This window comes from Pseudomonas sp. 1 (assembly GCF_056626735.1).
The window spans coordinates 222,326-238,082 of sequence record NZ_JBWXMQ010000004.1 but is presented as its reverse complement, the minus strand read 5'-3'; the positions used below and the strand labels follow the sequence as shown (position 1 = coordinate 238,082).

Below are 15,757 nucleotides of genomic sequence, written 5' to 3'. Positions count from 1 at the left end.
CACAAAACTTGTGAACGCCGCTGTACCTGTGGGAGCGGGCTTGCCCGCGAAGAGGACGGCTCAAGCACCAGGAAGATCGGTGCCTATTTAAAGAACGGCACATCCCCCAATACCGTAGCCCGCTGCATCACCCGCCGCGCCGGACGGTAATCATCCACCGCGTAATGCTGGGTCACGCGGTTGTCCCAGAACGCGATGTCATCCTTCTGCCAGCGCCAGCGAATGGTGAATTCAGGGCGTGTCGCGTGGGCGAACAAGAACTTCAGCACCGCTTCACTCTCGGTTTCCGACAGCTCATTGATCTTCGACGTGAACCCTTCACTGACGAACAGCGAACGCCGTCCGCTTACCGGGTGCGTGCGAATTACCGGATGCGACAGCGGTGGATTCTTGCGCCGCGCCGCTTCCCACTGCGCCAGTGCTTCCGGGGTGTTGCCGTAGCGCTCCAGCGGAAACGAGCGGGTGAAATCATGCGTAGCGGTCAACCCTTCGAGCATTGCCTTCATCGGTGCCGACAGTGCTTCATACGCGGCAATGCCGCTGGCCCACAACGTGTCGCCACCAAACTCCGGCAACAGCTTGGCGCTGAGCACCGCGCCCATGGCCGGGGTCGGCAGGAAGGTCACGTCGGTGTGCCAGATCGCGTTGTCGCGCACGTCGGTGACGGCGGTGTCGAGGATCAGCACTTCCGGCTGTTCCGGCACGTTCGGGTAGATCGGATGAATGTGCAGATCGCCGAAGTAGGCGGCGAAACGCGCCTGCTGCGACGGCTCGATCGGCTGATTGCGGAAGAACAGCACCTGGTATTTGAGCAACGCCTGCTCGATGGCGTCGCGTTGTTCCAGGTTCAGCGGCTGGCTGATGTCGACGCCGCTGATCTGTGCGCCGAGGGCCGAGCTTAACGGGGTGATGTTCAGGCTGCTCATGGTGGTTCTCTTCAATTCCGGGGCCCCGAAACTGTCGGGGTAGTCAGTGCTGAAAAATCAGTGGGCCTGGCCGTGCCACGGCACCAGTTTGCGTTGCAGGGCGCGCAGGCCCATTTCCATGGCGAAGGCGATCAGGGCGATGACCAGAATCCCTAGCACCACCACATCGGTGACCAGGAATTGCGCAGCCGACTGCACCATGAAGCCGAGGCCGCTGGTGGCCGCGATCAATTCGGCGGCGACCAGAGTCGACCAGCCGACACCCAGACCAATGCGCACACCGGTCAGAATGTCCGGCAGGGCGCTGGGCAAAATCACGTGGCGAATCAGTTGCGCGCGAGTCGCCCCCAGCGATTGCGCGGCACGCAGTCTGGCCGGGTCGACGGTGCGCACGCCGGTGGCGGTAGCAATCGCGATCGGGGCGAAAATCGCCAGGTAGATCAGCAGCACTTTCGACAACTCGCCGATGCCGCACCAGATCACGATCAGCGGCAGATAGGCGAGTGGCGGAATCGGCCGGTAGAACTCGATCAGCGGATCGAGCACGCCACGGGCGATGCGATTGGCGCCGATGGCAATGCCCACCGGCACGGCGGTCAGAATCGCGAAACCGAGGCCCAGGCCGATGCGGCTCAGGCTCGCGCCCAAGTGCTGCCACAACGTCGAGTCCATGTAGCCCGTGGTCGCCAGCAACCAGCCTTTTTGCAGGACGGCAGACGGTGGCGGCAGGAACAACGGCTCGATCAGGCCGGTGGCCGTGACGGCCCACCAGATCACCAGTAACGCGAACAGGGTCAGCAGGCTGATCCAGCGGATGCTGAGGCTGCGGCGCACGGGAATCGCCACCGACGTGGTGGCGGGTTTCACTGCGGTGGCGGAAACGTCGTAACTGCTCATGCGCGCTCCTGCCGTTGAACGGCGCTGCGTTGCGAGAACACTTTGGCCAGCACGTGTTCGCGGGTTTCGATGAAGCGTGGATCGGACTTGATCGCCCGCGCCGATTCGCCGGCGGCGTAACGCTTGCCGAAATCCAGGTGCAGGCGCTCGACGATCTGCCCCGGATTCGGCGCCAGCAGAATCAGGTCAGTGGCGAGGAACACCGCCTCTTCAATGTCGTGGGTGATCAGGAATACCGGTTTGGCGGTGCGTTGCCAGACTTGCAGCAACAGCTCCTGCATCTGTTCGCGGGTGAAGGCATCGAGGGCGCCGAAGGGTTCGTCCATCAGCAATACACGCGGGTCGGCCGCGAGGGCGCGGGCCAGGCCGACACGCTGCTTCTGGCCGCCTGAAAGCTGCCAGATGCGACGATGTTCAAAACCGCAAAGGTCGACCAGCGCCAGCATTTCCCGGGCGATCTGTTCGCGTTTGTCCCTGGCCACACCGGCCAGTTCGAGACCGAAGGCAACGTTGGCCAATACATCCTGCCAGGGCAGCAGGGCGTCGTCCTGAAACACCACGCCGCGCTCGGCGCTCGGGCCTTTGACCGGCACGTTGTCGAGGGTGATGCGCCCGGCGCTCGGTTCGACGAAACCGGCGATCAGGTTCAACAGCGAAGTCTTGCCACTGCCGGACGGGCCCAGGGCCACCAGCAATTGCCGAGGGCCGAGGGTCAGGGAAATGTCGGACAGAACCGGTTCCGGGCTGCCGGGATACTGTGCGCTGATGCGCTCCAGCTGTAGCAAGGCCATCGCAATTAACTCCCGATCAGTTGGTGATGTACTTGGCGCTGACGTACGGCGCGTAGTCCGGCAGTACCGCTTCGACCTTGCCTTGCTCCTTGAGGAACGCGGCGGTGTCGGTGATGGCTTTGGTGGTCGGTGCGCCGAGGTCGCTGACCTGATCCGCCGCCAGCGGGTAGACGTTGCCCTGCAGCAGCAATGGAATGTCGCCGGCCTTGGCGCCCGAGAGCTTCACCAGCTTGTCGACGTTGCTCTGATTGGCCAGCCAGGCTTTCGGATCCTTGCGGTAGTCGGCGTAGGCGTCGAGGGTGACCTTGGCGAATGCGGTGACGATTTCCGGGTGCTTCTCGGCGAAGTCCTTGCGCACGATCCAGGCGTCGAAGGTCGGCGCACCGAACTTGGCCAGTTCGCCGGAAGTGATCAGCACTTTGCCGTTTTCCTTGGCCACACCCAGCGCCGGATCCCAAACATAGGTGGCGTCGATGTCACCGCGTTTCCACGCGGCAATGATCGCTGGCGGGGCGAGGTTGAGGACGGTGACTTTCGACGGGTCGATGTTCCAGTGCTTCAGTGCGGCGAGCAGGCTGTAGTGACCGGTGGACACGAACGGCACGGCGATTTTCTTGCCGACCAGATCCTGCGGGGTTTTGATGCCGGAGCCGTCGCGGGCGACCAGTGCTTCGGCGGCGCCGATCTGGGTGGCGATGAGGAAGGTTTCCACCGGGACCTTGCGGGTGATCGCCGCGGTCAGTGGGCTGGAACCGAGGTAGCCGATCTGCACGTCGCCGGACGCGATGGCGGCGATGATGTCGGCACCGTTATCGAATTTGCGCCAGTTGATGTCGGCCTTGGTGGCTTTCTCGTAGGCGCCGTCGGCCTGGGCAACTTTCGCCGGGTCAACGGTGGTCTGGTAGGCGACGGTGAGGTCGGCGGCCTGAGCCAGGAAACTCGCGGCAGCCAGAGAGGCCACGGCCAGCAGGCGAAGCGGGAAATTCAGTTTCATTGAAAAGCTCCATATCAGGCGACCGAACGTCGGCGTGAAAGGAGACTAAATGATCTAAGAAACTAAAAATAAATAACTTTTTAGAATGAGCTTATGAGCGGAAAAATCTAAGGGAAAGAACGTGATAGTTCCCGCGCAGACGGTTGATAGTTCCCACGCTCTGCGTGGGAATTCAGCTCGTGACGCTCTGCGTCACTGGGACGCAGAGCGTCCCTTGAGGCATTCCCACGCAGAGCGTGGGAACGATCAACAATAAAAGACAAACGATCAGTTGCTGATCGCCAGAATGCTCGCCTGATACGCACCGACAAACACGTCGAAATCGCCAACCTCGTTCTGTTCCAGCTCAGCCTGTTGCGCCAGCGAAGACCGCGCCAGTTCTTCGAACCTCGCTTGTTCTTCAGCCGCCAACGGCTCGCTGCGGAAGAACTCGGCGTGGGCCTGGCTCTGGCGCAGGGAGAATTGCGCGAAGCTTTCCTTGTGCGTGGCCATCGCCGCCAGCACCTGGGCCGAAGGCGTCAGCGACGAATCCTTGACCTTCGCCAACTGCGCATCGAGCGCCTTGCTGTGGGCATCGCCGCCGTGGCTTTGATCCAGCAGCGCCGCCAGCGGAGCGATTTTTTCCAGCAGTTCGGCGGCCCATTCCTTGAGCTCGACCGGTCGACCGTCGCGCTGCAATTGCAGGCCTGGACGGCGACCTTCCTTGACCACGCTGAGGAAGTTGGAGGTGGCGTTGCCGCAGGAGTTGTTGGTCAGCAGCGGGCTTTCGTTGAGTGCGCAGTACAGCAGGAACGCGTCGAGGAAGCGCGACTCGGTGAGGTCGATGCCCATCGGCAGGAACGGGTTGATGTCCAGGCAGCGCACTTCGACGTACTGAATGCCACGAGACATCAAGGCCTGGATCGGCCGCTCGCCGGTGTAGGTCACGCGTTTCGGGCGGATGTTCGAGTAGTACTCGTTTTCGATCTGCAGGATGTTGGTGTTCAGTTGCACCCACTCGCCATCCTGGTGCGTGCCGACTTCGACATACGGCGCGTACGGCGTGGCCACCGCTTTGCGCAGGCTGTCGGTGTAGCTCGCCAGGTCGTTGTAGCACGGGGTCAGGCCGGCCTGGGCGTTGCTCTGGTAACCGAGGTCACTCATGCGCAGGCTGGTGGCGTAAGGCAGGTACAGGGTGTCCGGATCCAGTTGTTCCAACTGATGCGGACGACCGCGCAGGAAACCGGCGTCCAGCGCCGGCGAGGCACCGAACAGGTACATCAGCAGCCAGCTGTAGCGGCGGAAATTACGGATCAGCGCGATATAGGACGATGACTGGAAATCCCGGTCGGTGCCGACGAAGCCTTCGGCTTCTTTCAGCAACGGCCAGAGCTTTTCCGGCAGGGAGAAGTTGTAGTGAATCCCGGCGATGCACTGCATGGTCTTGCCGTAACGCAGGGCCAGGCCCTTGCGATAGACGTACTTGAGCTGTCCGATGTTGGAGGTGCCGTAATAGGCGATCGGGATGTCTTCCTCGGCCGGCAACGGGCACGGCATTGATGGACTCCACAGGTACTCGTTGCCGAGCTTGCTGTAGGCGAAGCGATGAATCTTTTCCAGGCTCGCCAGCGTGTCGGCAGGGTCTGGCAGGGCGGGCGTGATGAACTCCAGCAGCGACTCGGAATAGTCGGTCGTGATCTGTTCGTTGGTCAGCGCGGAACCCAGGGCTTCAGGGTGCGGGGTTTGGGCCAGGCGGCCTTCGCCGGTCACGCGCAGGCATTCACGTTCGATACCGTGAAGGCACTGCTCAAGCAGAGAGAGGTTAGCGCGCTCGCCGAGCAGAGCCAGGCGGCGGTTGAGAAGTTCGCTCAATTTGGATTCCTTCACGCGTCAGTCGCCCCAATATGGGGGTGGGCAGGACGGTCTACAAGGGTGAAGTTGAAACTGGCGTTTTCGCCTGGTTTTTCGGGCTCTGAAGCCCCCGTTGAAACGCCAACTTCACTCCCTGAATCTGGCCGATGCACGCGAAGATTACGCAGTCCCTGTGGGAGCGGGCTTGCCCGCGAATGGGGCGTATCAGCCAGTATCAACTGGTCTGACACACCCCATTCGCGGGCAAGCCTGCTCCCACAGAAAAGCTCGACGCTGCGATCACAGCGCCGAAATTAACTCAAAATGATGAACAACATCTACAGGACAGCGAACGTGCCTTGCGCTTTTGCGACCAGTTTGTCGCCCTGCATCACATCGGCTTCGACCACCAGCGTGCGCCGGCCCGGGTGGATTACCCGTGCCGTGCACATCACCTCGCCTTCGGAGACGGCGCGGATGTAGTTGATCTTGCACTCGATGGTCGCGCTCTGCTGGTCAAAGCCGTGGGTGCTGGAACAGGCCAGCCCCATGGCGATATCCACCAGACTGAACAGCGCGCCGCCGTGCAGCTTGCCGCCGCGGTTGCGCAGTTCGGGTTCCAGCGCCAGGGCGACTTGCGCCACCCCGGTTTCCAGGCTGTGCAGGCGGCAGCCCAACAGCTTGAAAAACGCGCTCTCGACGAGCCCGGCCGGAATGTCCATCAGCGTTTCTTCAACTGCTTGGCGTTGGCAAACAGCGACGCCATCGCGTTATTCACCGGAGCAGCCGGGGTGCTTTCCTTGCGTGGCGCCGAACCCTGCGACTGGCGTGGTGCCGAGCCCGGACGCGAGCCACGGGCACCGTCGATCTTCTCGCCCGGGGTGTCGCTCATGCGCATCGACAGGCCGACGCGTTTGCGCGGGATGTCGACTTCCATGACCTTCACTTTCACCACATCACCGGCCTTCACCGCTTCGCGCGGATCCTTGATGAATTTCTCCGACAGCGCCGAAATGTGTACCAGACCGTCCTGGTGCACGCCGATGTCGACGAACGCACCGAACGCGGTGACGTTGGTCACCACGCCTTCGAGGATCATCCCCAGTTGCAGGTCCTTCAGGTCCTCGACGCCTTCCTGGAACTCGGCGGTCTTGAACTCCGGACGCGGGTCGCGGCCCGGCTTTTCCAGTTCCTGCAGGATGTCGGTGACGGTGGGCAGACCGAAGGTCTCGTCGGTGAACTTCTTCGGATCCAGGCGCTTGAGGAACGCGGCGTCGCCGATCAGCGAGCGGATGTCGCGGTCGGTTTCAGCGGCGATGCGTTGCACCAGCGGATAGGCTTCCGGGTGAACGGCCGAGGAATCCAGCGGGTTGTCGCCGTTCATCACGCGCAGGAAGCCGGCGGCCTGTTCGAAGGTTTTCTCGCCCAGACGCGCGACTTTCTTCAACGCAGCGCGGGTCTTGAACGCGCCGTGCTCGTCACGGTGAGTCACGATGTTCTGCGCCAGGGTCGCGTTGAGGCCGGAGATCCGCGCGAGCAGCGCCACGGACGCGGTGTTCACGTCCACACCCACGGCGTTCACGCAGTCCTCGACCACGGCGTCCAGGCCGCGCGCCAGTTTCAGCTGCGACACGTCGTGCTGGTACTGGCCGACACCGATGGATTTCGGATCGATCTTCACCAGTTCGGCCAGCGGATCCTGCAAGCGACGGGCGATCGACACGGCGCCACGGATCGATACGTCCAGATCCGGGAATTCCTTGGCTGCCAGCTCCGACGCCGAATACACCGATGCGCCGGCCTCGGACACCATGACTTTGGTCATTTTCATCGCCGGGTATTTTTTGATCAGCTCGATCGCCAGCTTGTCGGTTTCACGGCTGGCGGTGCCGTTGCCGATGGCGATCAGGTCGACCGAGTGCTTGGCGCACAGGGCGGCCAGGATGGCGATGGTCTGATCCCATTTGTTGTGCGGCACGTGCGGGTAAACCGTGGTGTGATCCAGCAGCTTGCCGGTGGAGTCGACCACCGCAACCTTGCAACCGGTACGCAGGCCCGGGTCGAGGCCCAGGGTGGCGCGCGGGCCGGCCGGGGCGGCCAGCAGCAGGTCGTGCAGGTTGTGAGCGAACACGTTGATCGCTTCGGTTTCGGCGCCGTCGCGCAACTCGCCCAGCAGGTCGGTTTCCAGGTGAGTGTAGAGCTTGACCTTCCAGGTCCAGCGCACCACTTCACCCAGCCATTTGTCGGCCGGCCGGTTCTGGTTCTGAATGCCGACGTGCTGGCCGATCATGCCTTCGCACGGGTGCAGGGTGCCCGGCAGTTCTTCGCCGACTTTCAGCGCGCAGCTGAGGATGCCTTCGTTGCGGCCACGGAAAATCGCCAGCGCGCGGTGCGACGGCACGCCTTTGAGCGGTTCGTCGTGTTCGAAGTAATCGCGGAACTTGGCGCCTTCCTCCTCCTTGCCGGCGATCACGCGGGCACTGAGGGTGGCTTCCTGCTTCAAATAGTTGCGCAGTTTTTCCAGCAGGTTGGCGTCTTCGGCGAAACGCTCCATGAGGATGTACTTGGCGCCTTCCAGCGCAGCCTTGATGTCCGCCACGCCTTTTTCGGCGTCGATGAAGCGCGCGGCTTCGGTTTCCGGGGCCAGGTTCGGATCGTTGAACAGCCCGTCGGCCAGCTCGCCGAGGCCGGCTTCCAGGGCAATCTGGCCCTTGGTGCGGCGCTTCTGTTTGTACGGCAGGTACAAGTCTTCGAGGCGGGTCTTGGTGTCGGCGAGTTTGATTTCGCGCTCCAGCTCAGGGGTGAGTTTGCCCTGCTCCTGAATGCTGGAAAGAATGCTGATGCGCCGTTCGTCGAGTTCTCGCAGGTAGCGCAGACGCTCTTCCAGATGACGCAATTGGGTGTCATCGAGGCTGCCGGTCACTTCTTTCCGGTAACGGGCGATGAAGGGAACGGTAGAGCCTTCATCGAGTAGCGCGACGGCCGCTTCGACCTGTTGTGGGCGTACGCCGAGTTCCTCGGCGATGCGGCTGTTGATGCTGTCCATAAAACCACCTGACAAATTGTGAAAGCAGGCTCGCAGGCGCGTAAATAAAGGCCCGGAGTCTGGTGGGGCGGCTTGATGCTGGCCGCTGCCTGGGTCAAAAGGCATCCCATTGACCCGTGAAATCGAACAATTACTGCGGCGCCCATGAAAATAAGGGGCGGCCACCTGCGGTAACGATTCAGACGTTGCCTGACACAAAAGGCCGCGCATTATAACCAGCGTTCTGTCATTCGGGGGCGACGCAGTCTGTAGGCACAAGCCCCGGTTTTCTGGCAGTGAAGGAAAAATCTGCTAACAATGCACACGGTGCGTATAACGGCAGCTACGCCATAATGCGCGCCGAGCTAAAAGGAGCATCCAATGAGCAGCACTGCACAAACTGCTGAAGGCGAAAAAATTCTCATCGTTGACGACGATCCGGGGCTGAGCAGCCTGCTGGAACGCTTTTTCGTCAGCAAGGGCTACCGTGCCCGCGCCGTACCGAATACCGAGCAGATGGATCGTCTGCTGTCGCGTGAGGTGTTCAACCTGGTCGTCCTCGACCTGATGCTGCCGGGCGAAGACGGCCTCACCGCTTGCCGCCGCCTGCGCGGTGCGAACAATCAGATTCCGATCATCATGCTCACCGCCAAGGGCGACGAGCTGAGCCGTATCAAGGGTCTGGAACTGGGCGCCGACGACTACCTGGCCAAGCCGTTCAACCCGGACGAGCTGATGGCTCGCGTCAAAGCCGTATTGCGCCGCCAGGCGGCACCGGTGCCGGGCGCGCCGGGCAGTGAAGAAGAAAACGTCACGTTTGGCGATTACGTGCTGTCCCTGGCCACCCGGGAACTCAAGCGCGGCGACGAAGTGCACATGCTCACCACCGGTGAGTTTGCGGTACTCAAGGCTCTGGTGATGAATGCCCGCCAGCCACTGACCCGCGACAAACTGATGAACCTGGCCCGTGGCCGCGAGTGGGATGCTCTGGAGCGTTCCATCGACGTGCAGATTTCTCGTCTGCGCCGGATGATCGAACCCGATCCGTCCAAACCGCGTTACATTCAGACCGTCTGGGGTGTCGGCTACGTGTTCGTGCCGGATGGCAACTCCACCAAGTGATGGGTGATTTGTAGGAGCGGGTCTGCGCGAAACGGTCGGAAATGCCGTCCGCGCAGACTCGCAATCCGCAATATGCGAGCATTGCTCGCTCCTGCAAGTGTGTAGCGCTTATCCATGAAAACCCCCGTCTGGTTCCCCCAAAGTTTCTTCTCCCGCACCCTGTGGCTGGTGCTCATCGTCGTATTGTTTTCCAAGGCACTGACTCTGGTTTATCTGTTGATGAACGAGGACGTGCTGGTGGATCGGCAATACAGCCACGGCGTCGCCCTGACGCTGCGTGCCTACTGGGCGGCCGACGAAGAAAACCGCGCGAAAATCGCTGATGCCGCGACCCTGATCCGGGTGGTTGGTGCCGGTGTGCCGGAAGGTGAACAGCACTGGCCGTACAGCGAAATCTACCAGCGGCAGATGCAGGCGGAGCTGGGCGCCGACACCGAAGTGCGCTTGCGCATGCACTCGCCGCCGGCCTTGTGGGTTCGCGCGCCGAGTCTCGGTGATGGTTGGCTGAAAGTCCCGCTGTATCCACACCCGCTGCGCGGCCAGAAAATCTGGAACGTGCTTGGCTGGTTCCTGGCGATCGGTTTGCTGTCCACGGCGTCGGCGTGGATTTTCGTCAGCCAGCTCAACCAACCGTTGAAACGTCTGGTATATGCCGCCCGGCAACTCGGCCAGGGCCGTAGCGTGCGCCTGCCGATCAGCGATACCCCCAGCGAAATGGCCGAGGTTTATCGTGCGTTCAACCAGATGGCCGAAGACGTCGAGCAGGCCGGTCGCGAGCGTGAGCTGATGCTCGCGGGGGTATCCCATGACTTGCGCACACCGCTGACCCGTTTGCGGCTGTCACTGGAGTTGATGGGCGACCGCACCGACCTGACCGAGGACATGGTCCGAGACATCGAAGACATGGACGCGATCCTCGACCAGTTCCTCGCATTCATTCGCGATGGCCGGGACGAGTCGGTGGAGGAAGTGGATCTCAGCGATCTGGTGCGTGAAGTGGCGGCGCCCTTCAACCAGAGTGAAGAGAAAGTACGCCTGCGCCTGGAGCCGATCCAGCCGTTCCCGCTGCGTCGGGTGTCGATGAAGCGTTTGCTGAACAACCTGATCGGCAACGCCTTGAATCATGCCGGCGGCAGCGTGGACGTCGCGGCCTATGTCTCCGGAGACACCAGTGCGCCGTACGTGGTGCTGAGCGTAATGGATCGGGGTGCGGGGATCGATCCTTCCGAGCTTGAGGCGATCTTCAACCCGTTCACCCGTGGCGATCGTGCGCGGGGCGGCAAGGGCACCGGGCTGGGACTGGCGATTGTGAAGCGGATTGCTTCGATGCACGGCGGCAATGTCGAGTTGCGCAACCGCTCCGGTGGCGGGCTGGAGGCGCGGGTCCGGTTGCCATTGGGATTGATGCTGCCGCGAGACGCGGTTTAAGTTTCAGGCGGCCTTGCGGCCGCCTGATTCAAGGTTCAACCCTTGCCTTTTGTGCGGGTCATGTTCGGCCCGCCATTCTTCTCAAGGTGCTCGATGATGATCCCCGCCACGTTTTTGCCCGTGGTGGTTTCGATCCCTTCCAGACCCGGTGACGAATTCACTTCCATCACCAGCGGCCCGTGGTTGGAACGCAGAATATCCACGCCCGCCACCGTCAGCCCCATGACCTTGGCTGCACGCAGCGCAGTCATGCGTTCTTCCGGGGTGATTTTGATCAGGCTGGCGCTGCCGCCCCGGTGCAGGTTGGAGCGGAACTCGCCGGGCTTGGCCTGACGCTTCATCGCCGCGATCACCTTGTCGCCGACCACGAAGCAGCGGATGTCCGCGCCGCCGGCTTCCTTGATGTATTCCTGCACCATGATGTTCTGCTTCAGGCCCATGAACGCCTCGATCACCGACTCTGCCGCCGTCGCGGTTTCACACAACACCACGCCGATTCCCTGGGTGCCTTCCAGCACCTTGATCACCAGCGGCGCGCCGTTGACCATGTCGATCAGGTCGGGAATGTCATCCGGCGAGTGGGCGAACCCGGTCACCGGCAGGCCGATGCCCCGGCGCGACAGCAATTGCAGCGAACGCAGCTTGTCCCGGGAGCGGGCGATGGCCACCGATTCGTTGAGCGGAAACACCCCCATCATTTCAAACTGGCGCAACACTGCGCAGCCATAAAACGTCACCGACGCGCCGATCCGCGGAATCACTGCATCGAAACCCTCCAGCGGCTTGCCGCGGTAGTGGATCTGCGGCTTGTGGCTGGCAATGTTCATATAGGCGCGCAAGGTGTCGATCACCACCATTTCATGCCCGCGTTCGGTTCCGGCTTCGACCAGACGGCGGGTGGAATACAGACGCGGATTTCGCGACAGCACAGCGATCTTCATGCAACACCTGTGGAGGAGGTAGATACCGGGAACACCGGCTTGTCTTGTACATATTTGATGCCCGGATTGACCACCAGCTGGCCGTCGATCAGGGCTTTGGAACCGAGCAACAGGCGATAGCGCATGGACTTGCGGCAGGCGAGGGTGAACTCGATCGGCCAGACCCTGTCACCCAGGGCCAGCGTGGTGCTGATCACGTAGCGCACCTGGGCCTGGCCATTGGAACTCTTGATGGTCTTGCGGGCGACCAGCGGCGCTTCGCATCGCCGATGGCGCAACTGCACGACGGTGCCCAGGTGCGCGGTAAAGCGCACCCACTTCTCACCGTCGCGTTCGAACGGCTCGATGTCGGTGGCATGCAGGCTGGAGGTGCTGGCGCCGGTATCGATTTTTGCCCGAAGGCCGGCGACTCCCAGATCCGGAAGCGCCACCCACTCGCGCAGACCGATAACGGTCAAATGGTCAAATGTCTTCAAAGGAAAAAACCAACGATTAACGCGTCCACGCTTCAGGGGACACCTGGGCCAACGCTTTGAATGCGGGCCTGGCGAACCAGAAACCCTGCATCAGAAATATTCCGCAGTCCGCCAGGAAATCCCGTTCCCCCGCACTCTCTATGCCTTCGGCGATGACTGTAACGTTCAACTCCGCACAGATTGTGACAATCCCCCGAACGATAGCCTGACGAACACGGTCACGGTCGATATCGCGGATCAGCGACATGTCGAGTTTGATCAGATCCGGTTGGAAATCGGCCAGCAGATTGAGCCCCGAATAACCGGCGCCGAAGTCGTCGATGGCCGTCTTGAAGCCGAATTCGCGGTATTCACGCAGAATATTGGTCAAATGGCGATAGTTATCTACGTGCTCGCTTTCCAGGGTTTCGAAAATCAGCCGGTCGATCGGGAAATTGTGTTTCCTGGCAGCCTCCAGGGTGCTGCGAATGCATAACTCTGGACGATAGACGGCGTTGGGCATGAAGTTGATCGACAAGTGTGTCTGCATATTTAGTCCGGCTGCGCCTTCGATGGCGCGAGTCCGGCAGAGCTGGTCGAAACGGTAGCGATTATCTTCCGTAACCTGATCCAGCACGGTTAAAGCGCCTTCACCGGCCACACCACGAACCAGTGCCTCGTAGGCGTAAACCGACTCGTCACGCAGATCCACGATGGGCTGATAGGCGAAGGAAAAATCGAAGCCCAGCGGTTCGCTTTGCTGGCAACCCGCGCACCGGGATTTGGGTGAGGTCAATGAAGACGGAAATTTGGTCACTCGATCACTCCATGCCGTTGAACCGGCGAAGATCACAGTTTATCTGGAGGGCCGGATTCTTGCGCCCGACAGAATCGGTAGTACAGTTCCGACTACTGGCTGAACGAGGAATTCATATGGCGCAAAAACAGGAAGAGGACGACAAGGTCCGTCTCGACAAGTGGCTGTGGGCTGCGCGTTTTTTCAAGACTCGCGCGTTGGCCAAGGCTGCCATCGAGAGCGGCAAAGTGCATTGTCGGGGAGAGCGCTGCAAACCTGGCAAAGAACCACGCATTGGTGATGAGTTCGAGATTCGTACCGGCTTCGACGAGAAGACCGTGGTGGTTCAGGCCTTGTCGATCGTGCGTCGCGGCGCACCTGAGGCGCAGACGCTGTATGCCGAGACCGAGGCGAGTATTGCCAAACGTGAATCGGCTGCTGCGATGCGCAAGGCCGGCGCCCTGGGCGTGACCACTGACGGTAAACCGAGCAAGAAGCAGCGTCGGGATCTGTTTAAATTTCGTGGGAACAGTAGCGGCGAATAAAAAAACGCAGCCTGCCGGACTGGGTTCAAGACCCGCCGGCGGCTGCGTTTTTTTCAGCCATTTGATTACTGCGCGGACACCACACTCATCCGCGAAATCACCGGCAGTTTGCCCAGCAGCCGGAAAACCGGCGACGTGACCTTCAACCAGAAGTTCGCCGCGTGATAAACAAATGGCGTGTAGTAACCCCAGCCAAGTGCCCACACCGCCAGCAGCATGCCGCCGATGTAATCGTCCTGGCCCCAATGGGCACCGGCGACCAGACGCGGCAGCATGAACAGCAGCGCCAGGCCCCAGATCACTGCGAACTGGCCGACCGTGCGGCTGAACACGCCCATGAACAGCGCCCAGATCAGCAGCACCGAAGCGTGGTCACCGGGGAAGCTCTGGCTCGAGCGATCCTTCAGTTCCCATGTCTTCTCCAGATGCGGGAAGTAATCGCTGATATGCACCGCGCCTTCGAGCACCATCGACGGGCTGCTGTGTTGCCAGTCCATGTGATCGGCGAACTTGGAAAACAGCGCGCGGATCACCACCATCAACAGCAGGATCGAGAAAAATCCGAAAAAGGCGCGACGCACGTCAATCGCCCTGAACACCCAGTCGCCCTTGATCAGTAGCATCAGCAGAATCAGGCCGACGACGATGTCGAACGGTCGCAGACTTGCAATTGCCCAGATGTGGAGCCATATGGGGTTGCTGGCCAGCGGTGCGTTGAGTGAGCGGAACAGCCACTCGTCGAAAATCACACACAGCATCTGACCCGTAGGCCATAACCAGAAAGCCAACAGTGCCAATGGCACGATGTTGCACAGAACCAGCCGGCCGAGGTTCCACCTTGATTGGAACAAACCCGGATTGTTCATAAAATGCCTCCCGTGGCTGAACATCGGCATCAAGAAGGATGCCAGAAGCGCGGAATTTTCATCCTTTGTAACCATTTTGTCATCACATTCAGATACCCAGACCTATGACCGATTTCCTCGATACCGATTACACCCAACGCTTCATCTTCGATGACAGCGACACTCGCGGCGAACTGGTGTCGCTGGAGCGCAGCTATGCCGAAGTGCTCGCCAAGCACCCGTACCCGGAACCGGTTGCGCAATTGCTGGGCGAACTGATGGCTGCCGCGTCGTTGCTGGTGGGCACCCTGAAATTCGATGGCTTGCTGATTCTTCAGGCCCGTTCCGAAGGCCCGATCCCGCTGCTGATGATCGAGTGCTCCAGCGAGCGCGAAATCCGTGGCCTGGCGCGCTATCACGCCGATCAGATTCCGGCCGACGCCACCCTCGGCGAACTGATGCCCAACGGTGTGCTGGCCTTGACCGTCGACCCGATCGTCGGCCAGCGCTATCAGGGCATCGTCGACCTCGACGGCGAAACCCTGTCCGACTGCTTCACCAACTATTTCGTCATGTCCCAGCAGGTTGGCACCCGCTTCAAGCTGTGCGCCGATGGTCGTCGTGCCCGTGGTCTGCTGCTGCAGCAACTGCCGGCCGATCGCTTGAAAGACGAAGAAGAACGCGCCGCCAGCTGGCAGCACATCACCGCGTTGGGCAACACCCTGACCGCTGATGAACTGTTGAGCCTGGACAACGAAACGATTCTGCATCGCCTCTACCATGAAGAGCAGGTTCGTCTGTTCGATGTGCAGAAATTGCGCTTCCACTGCAGCTGCTCCCGCGAGCGTTCGGGCAATGCACTGGTCAGCCTGGGTCTGGAAGATGCGCAGGCACTTGTTGCCGAGCAAGGTGGACAAGTCGAGATCGATTGCCAGTTCTGCAACCAGCGCTACCTGTTCGATGCGGCAGATATCGCTCAATTGTTCGCTGGCGCGGGCGTCGAGACGCCGTCAGAGACCCGGCACTAAAACGGTTCAGCGCAGGTAAATTCACTGCTCAACGACGGAATAACGCCGTTACGACGGGAGGGCCCTACTCTTTTTGGGCTTTTCTGGCATAATCCGGCCCACTTTTTTCGCGGTAGTAGTGCACGACTTTCTAC

Annotated in this window: 15 protein-coding genes; 4 read left to right on the top strand and 11 right to left on the bottom strand. The window is 61.0% G+C overall.

Annotation, left to right across the window (positions count from 1 at the left end):
* Positions 1 to 83: 83 nt before the first annotated feature.
* The 7 genes from tauD to AC1MDC_RS08435 all read right to left on the bottom strand — a co-directional run bounded on the left by tauD (position 84) and on the right by AC1MDC_RS08435 (position 8,484).
* Positions 84 to 926, bottom strand: coding sequence for a taurine dioxygenase (gene tauD, locus AC1MDC_RS08465; RefSeq protein WP_085698001.1), 843 nt, complete (start codon positions 924 to 926; stop codon positions 84 to 86).
* A gap of 57 nt (positions 927 to 983) precedes the next feature.
* Positions 984 to 1,823: a taurine ABC transporter permease TauC gene (gene tauC / locus AC1MDC_RS08460; RefSeq protein WP_480392826.1), complete on the bottom strand. Its 840-nt coding sequence runs from the start codon at positions 1,821 to 1,823 to the stop codon at positions 984 to 986.
* Positions 1,820 to 2,614: a taurine ABC transporter ATP-binding subunit gene (tauB, locus tag AC1MDC_RS08455; RefSeq protein WP_234206256.1), complete on the bottom strand. Its 795-nt coding sequence runs from the start codon at positions 2,612 to 2,614 to the stop codon at positions 1,820 to 1,822. The genes tauC and tauB overlap by 4 nt, the downstream gene beginning before the upstream one ends.
* A gap of 16 nt (positions 2,615 to 2,630) precedes the next feature.
* Positions 2,631 to 3,608: a taurine ABC transporter substrate-binding protein gene (gene tauA / locus AC1MDC_RS08450; RefSeq protein WP_134333984.1), complete on the bottom strand. Its 978-nt coding sequence runs from the start codon at positions 3,606 to 3,608 to the stop codon at positions 2,631 to 2,633.
* A 267-nt stretch (positions 3,609 to 3,875) separates the two neighbouring features.
* Positions 3,876 to 5,459 (bottom strand): glutamate--cysteine ligase, encoded by a 1,584-nt coding sequence (gene gshA, locus AC1MDC_RS08445; RefSeq protein ID WP_480392825.1) that lies wholly within the window; start codon positions 5,457 to 5,459, stop codon positions 3,876 to 3,878.
* Positions 5,460 to 5,776: 317 nt separating this feature from the next.
* Positions 5,777 to 6,160 carry a PaaI family thioesterase gene (locus AC1MDC_RS08440; RefSeq protein WP_007952699.1) on the bottom strand — a complete coding sequence of 128 codons (384 nt, stop codon included), beginning with the start codon at positions 6,158 to 6,160 and terminating at the stop codon, positions 5,777 to 5,779.
* Positions 6,160 to 8,484 (bottom strand): Tex family protein, encoded by a 2,325-nt coding sequence (locus AC1MDC_RS08435; protein WP_085698005.1) that lies wholly within the window; start codon positions 8,482 to 8,484, stop codon positions 6,160 to 6,162. Before AC1MDC_RS08435 ends, AC1MDC_RS08440 begins: the two co-directional genes overlap by 1 nt.
* 360 nt (positions 8,485 to 8,844) lie before the next feature.
* On the opposite strand from AC1MDC_RS08435, the gene ompR reads away from it, so the two are divergent.
* The gene (gene ompR, locus AC1MDC_RS08430) at positions 8,845 to 9,585 is read left to right on the top strand and encodes an osmolarity response regulator transcription factor OmpR (protein WP_007952694.1); all 741 of its coding nucleotides are present in this window, start codon (positions 8,845 to 8,847) and stop codon (positions 9,583 to 9,585) included.
* A 114-nt stretch (positions 9,586 to 9,699) separates the two neighbouring features.
* Positions 9,700 to 11,013, top strand: a complete 1,314-nt coding sequence (locus AC1MDC_RS08425) for an ATP-binding protein (protein ID WP_085698006.1) — start codon at positions 9,700 to 9,702, stop codon at positions 11,011 to 11,013.
* A 35-nt stretch (positions 11,014 to 11,048) separates the two neighbouring features.
* Here AC1MDC_RS08425 and rimK read toward each other — a convergent pair whose 3' ends face one another.
* The 3 genes from rimK to rimA are packed head-to-tail and all read right to left on the bottom strand — an operon-like array spanning position 11,049 to position 13,226.
* Complete coding sequence (gene rimK, locus AC1MDC_RS08420; RefSeq protein ID WP_065257794.1) at positions 11,049 to 11,954, bottom strand: 30S ribosomal protein S6--L-glutamate ligase; 906 nt, start codon at positions 11,952 to 11,954, stop codon at positions 11,049 to 11,051.
* Positions 11,951 to 12,430: a retropepsin-like aspartic endopeptidase RimB gene (rimB, locus tag AC1MDC_RS08415; protein WP_011331964.1), complete on the bottom strand. Its 480-nt coding sequence runs from the start codon at positions 12,428 to 12,430 to the stop codon at positions 11,951 to 11,953. Before rimB ends, rimK begins: the two co-directional genes overlap by 4 nt.
* Before the next feature lie 16 nt (positions 12,431 to 12,446).
* The gene (gene rimA, locus AC1MDC_RS08410; RefSeq protein WP_234206262.1) at positions 12,447 to 13,226 is read right to left on the bottom strand and encodes a S6 modification regulatory phosphodiesterase RimA; all 780 of its coding nucleotides are present in this window, start codon (positions 13,224 to 13,226) and stop codon (positions 12,447 to 12,449) included.
* Positions 13,227 to 13,342: 116 nt separating this feature from the next.
* Here rimA and AC1MDC_RS08405 point away from each other — a divergent pair, with 116 nt between their 5' ends.
* Positions 13,343 to 13,750: an RNA-binding S4 domain-containing protein gene (locus AC1MDC_RS08405; protein ID WP_085702734.1), complete on the top strand. Its 408-nt coding sequence runs from the start codon at positions 13,343 to 13,345 to the stop codon at positions 13,748 to 13,750.
* Between the two features lie 65 nt (positions 13,751 to 13,815).
* Here AC1MDC_RS08405 and AC1MDC_RS08400 read toward each other — a convergent pair whose 3' ends face one another.
* A complete protein-coding gene (locus AC1MDC_RS08400) occupies positions 13,816 to 14,616 on the bottom strand; it encodes a phosphatase PAP2 family protein (RefSeq protein ID WP_234206264.1) in 801 nt (266 codons plus the stop codon).
* Between the two features lie 104 nt (positions 14,617 to 14,720).
* On the opposite strand from AC1MDC_RS08400, the gene hslO reads away from it, so the two are divergent.
* Complete coding sequence (gene hslO / locus AC1MDC_RS08395) at positions 14,721 to 15,623, top strand: Hsp33 family molecular chaperone HslO (RefSeq protein ID WP_085702733.1); 903 nt, start codon at positions 14,721 to 14,723, stop codon at positions 15,621 to 15,623.
* Positions 15,624 to 15,757: the final 134 nt, after the last annotated feature.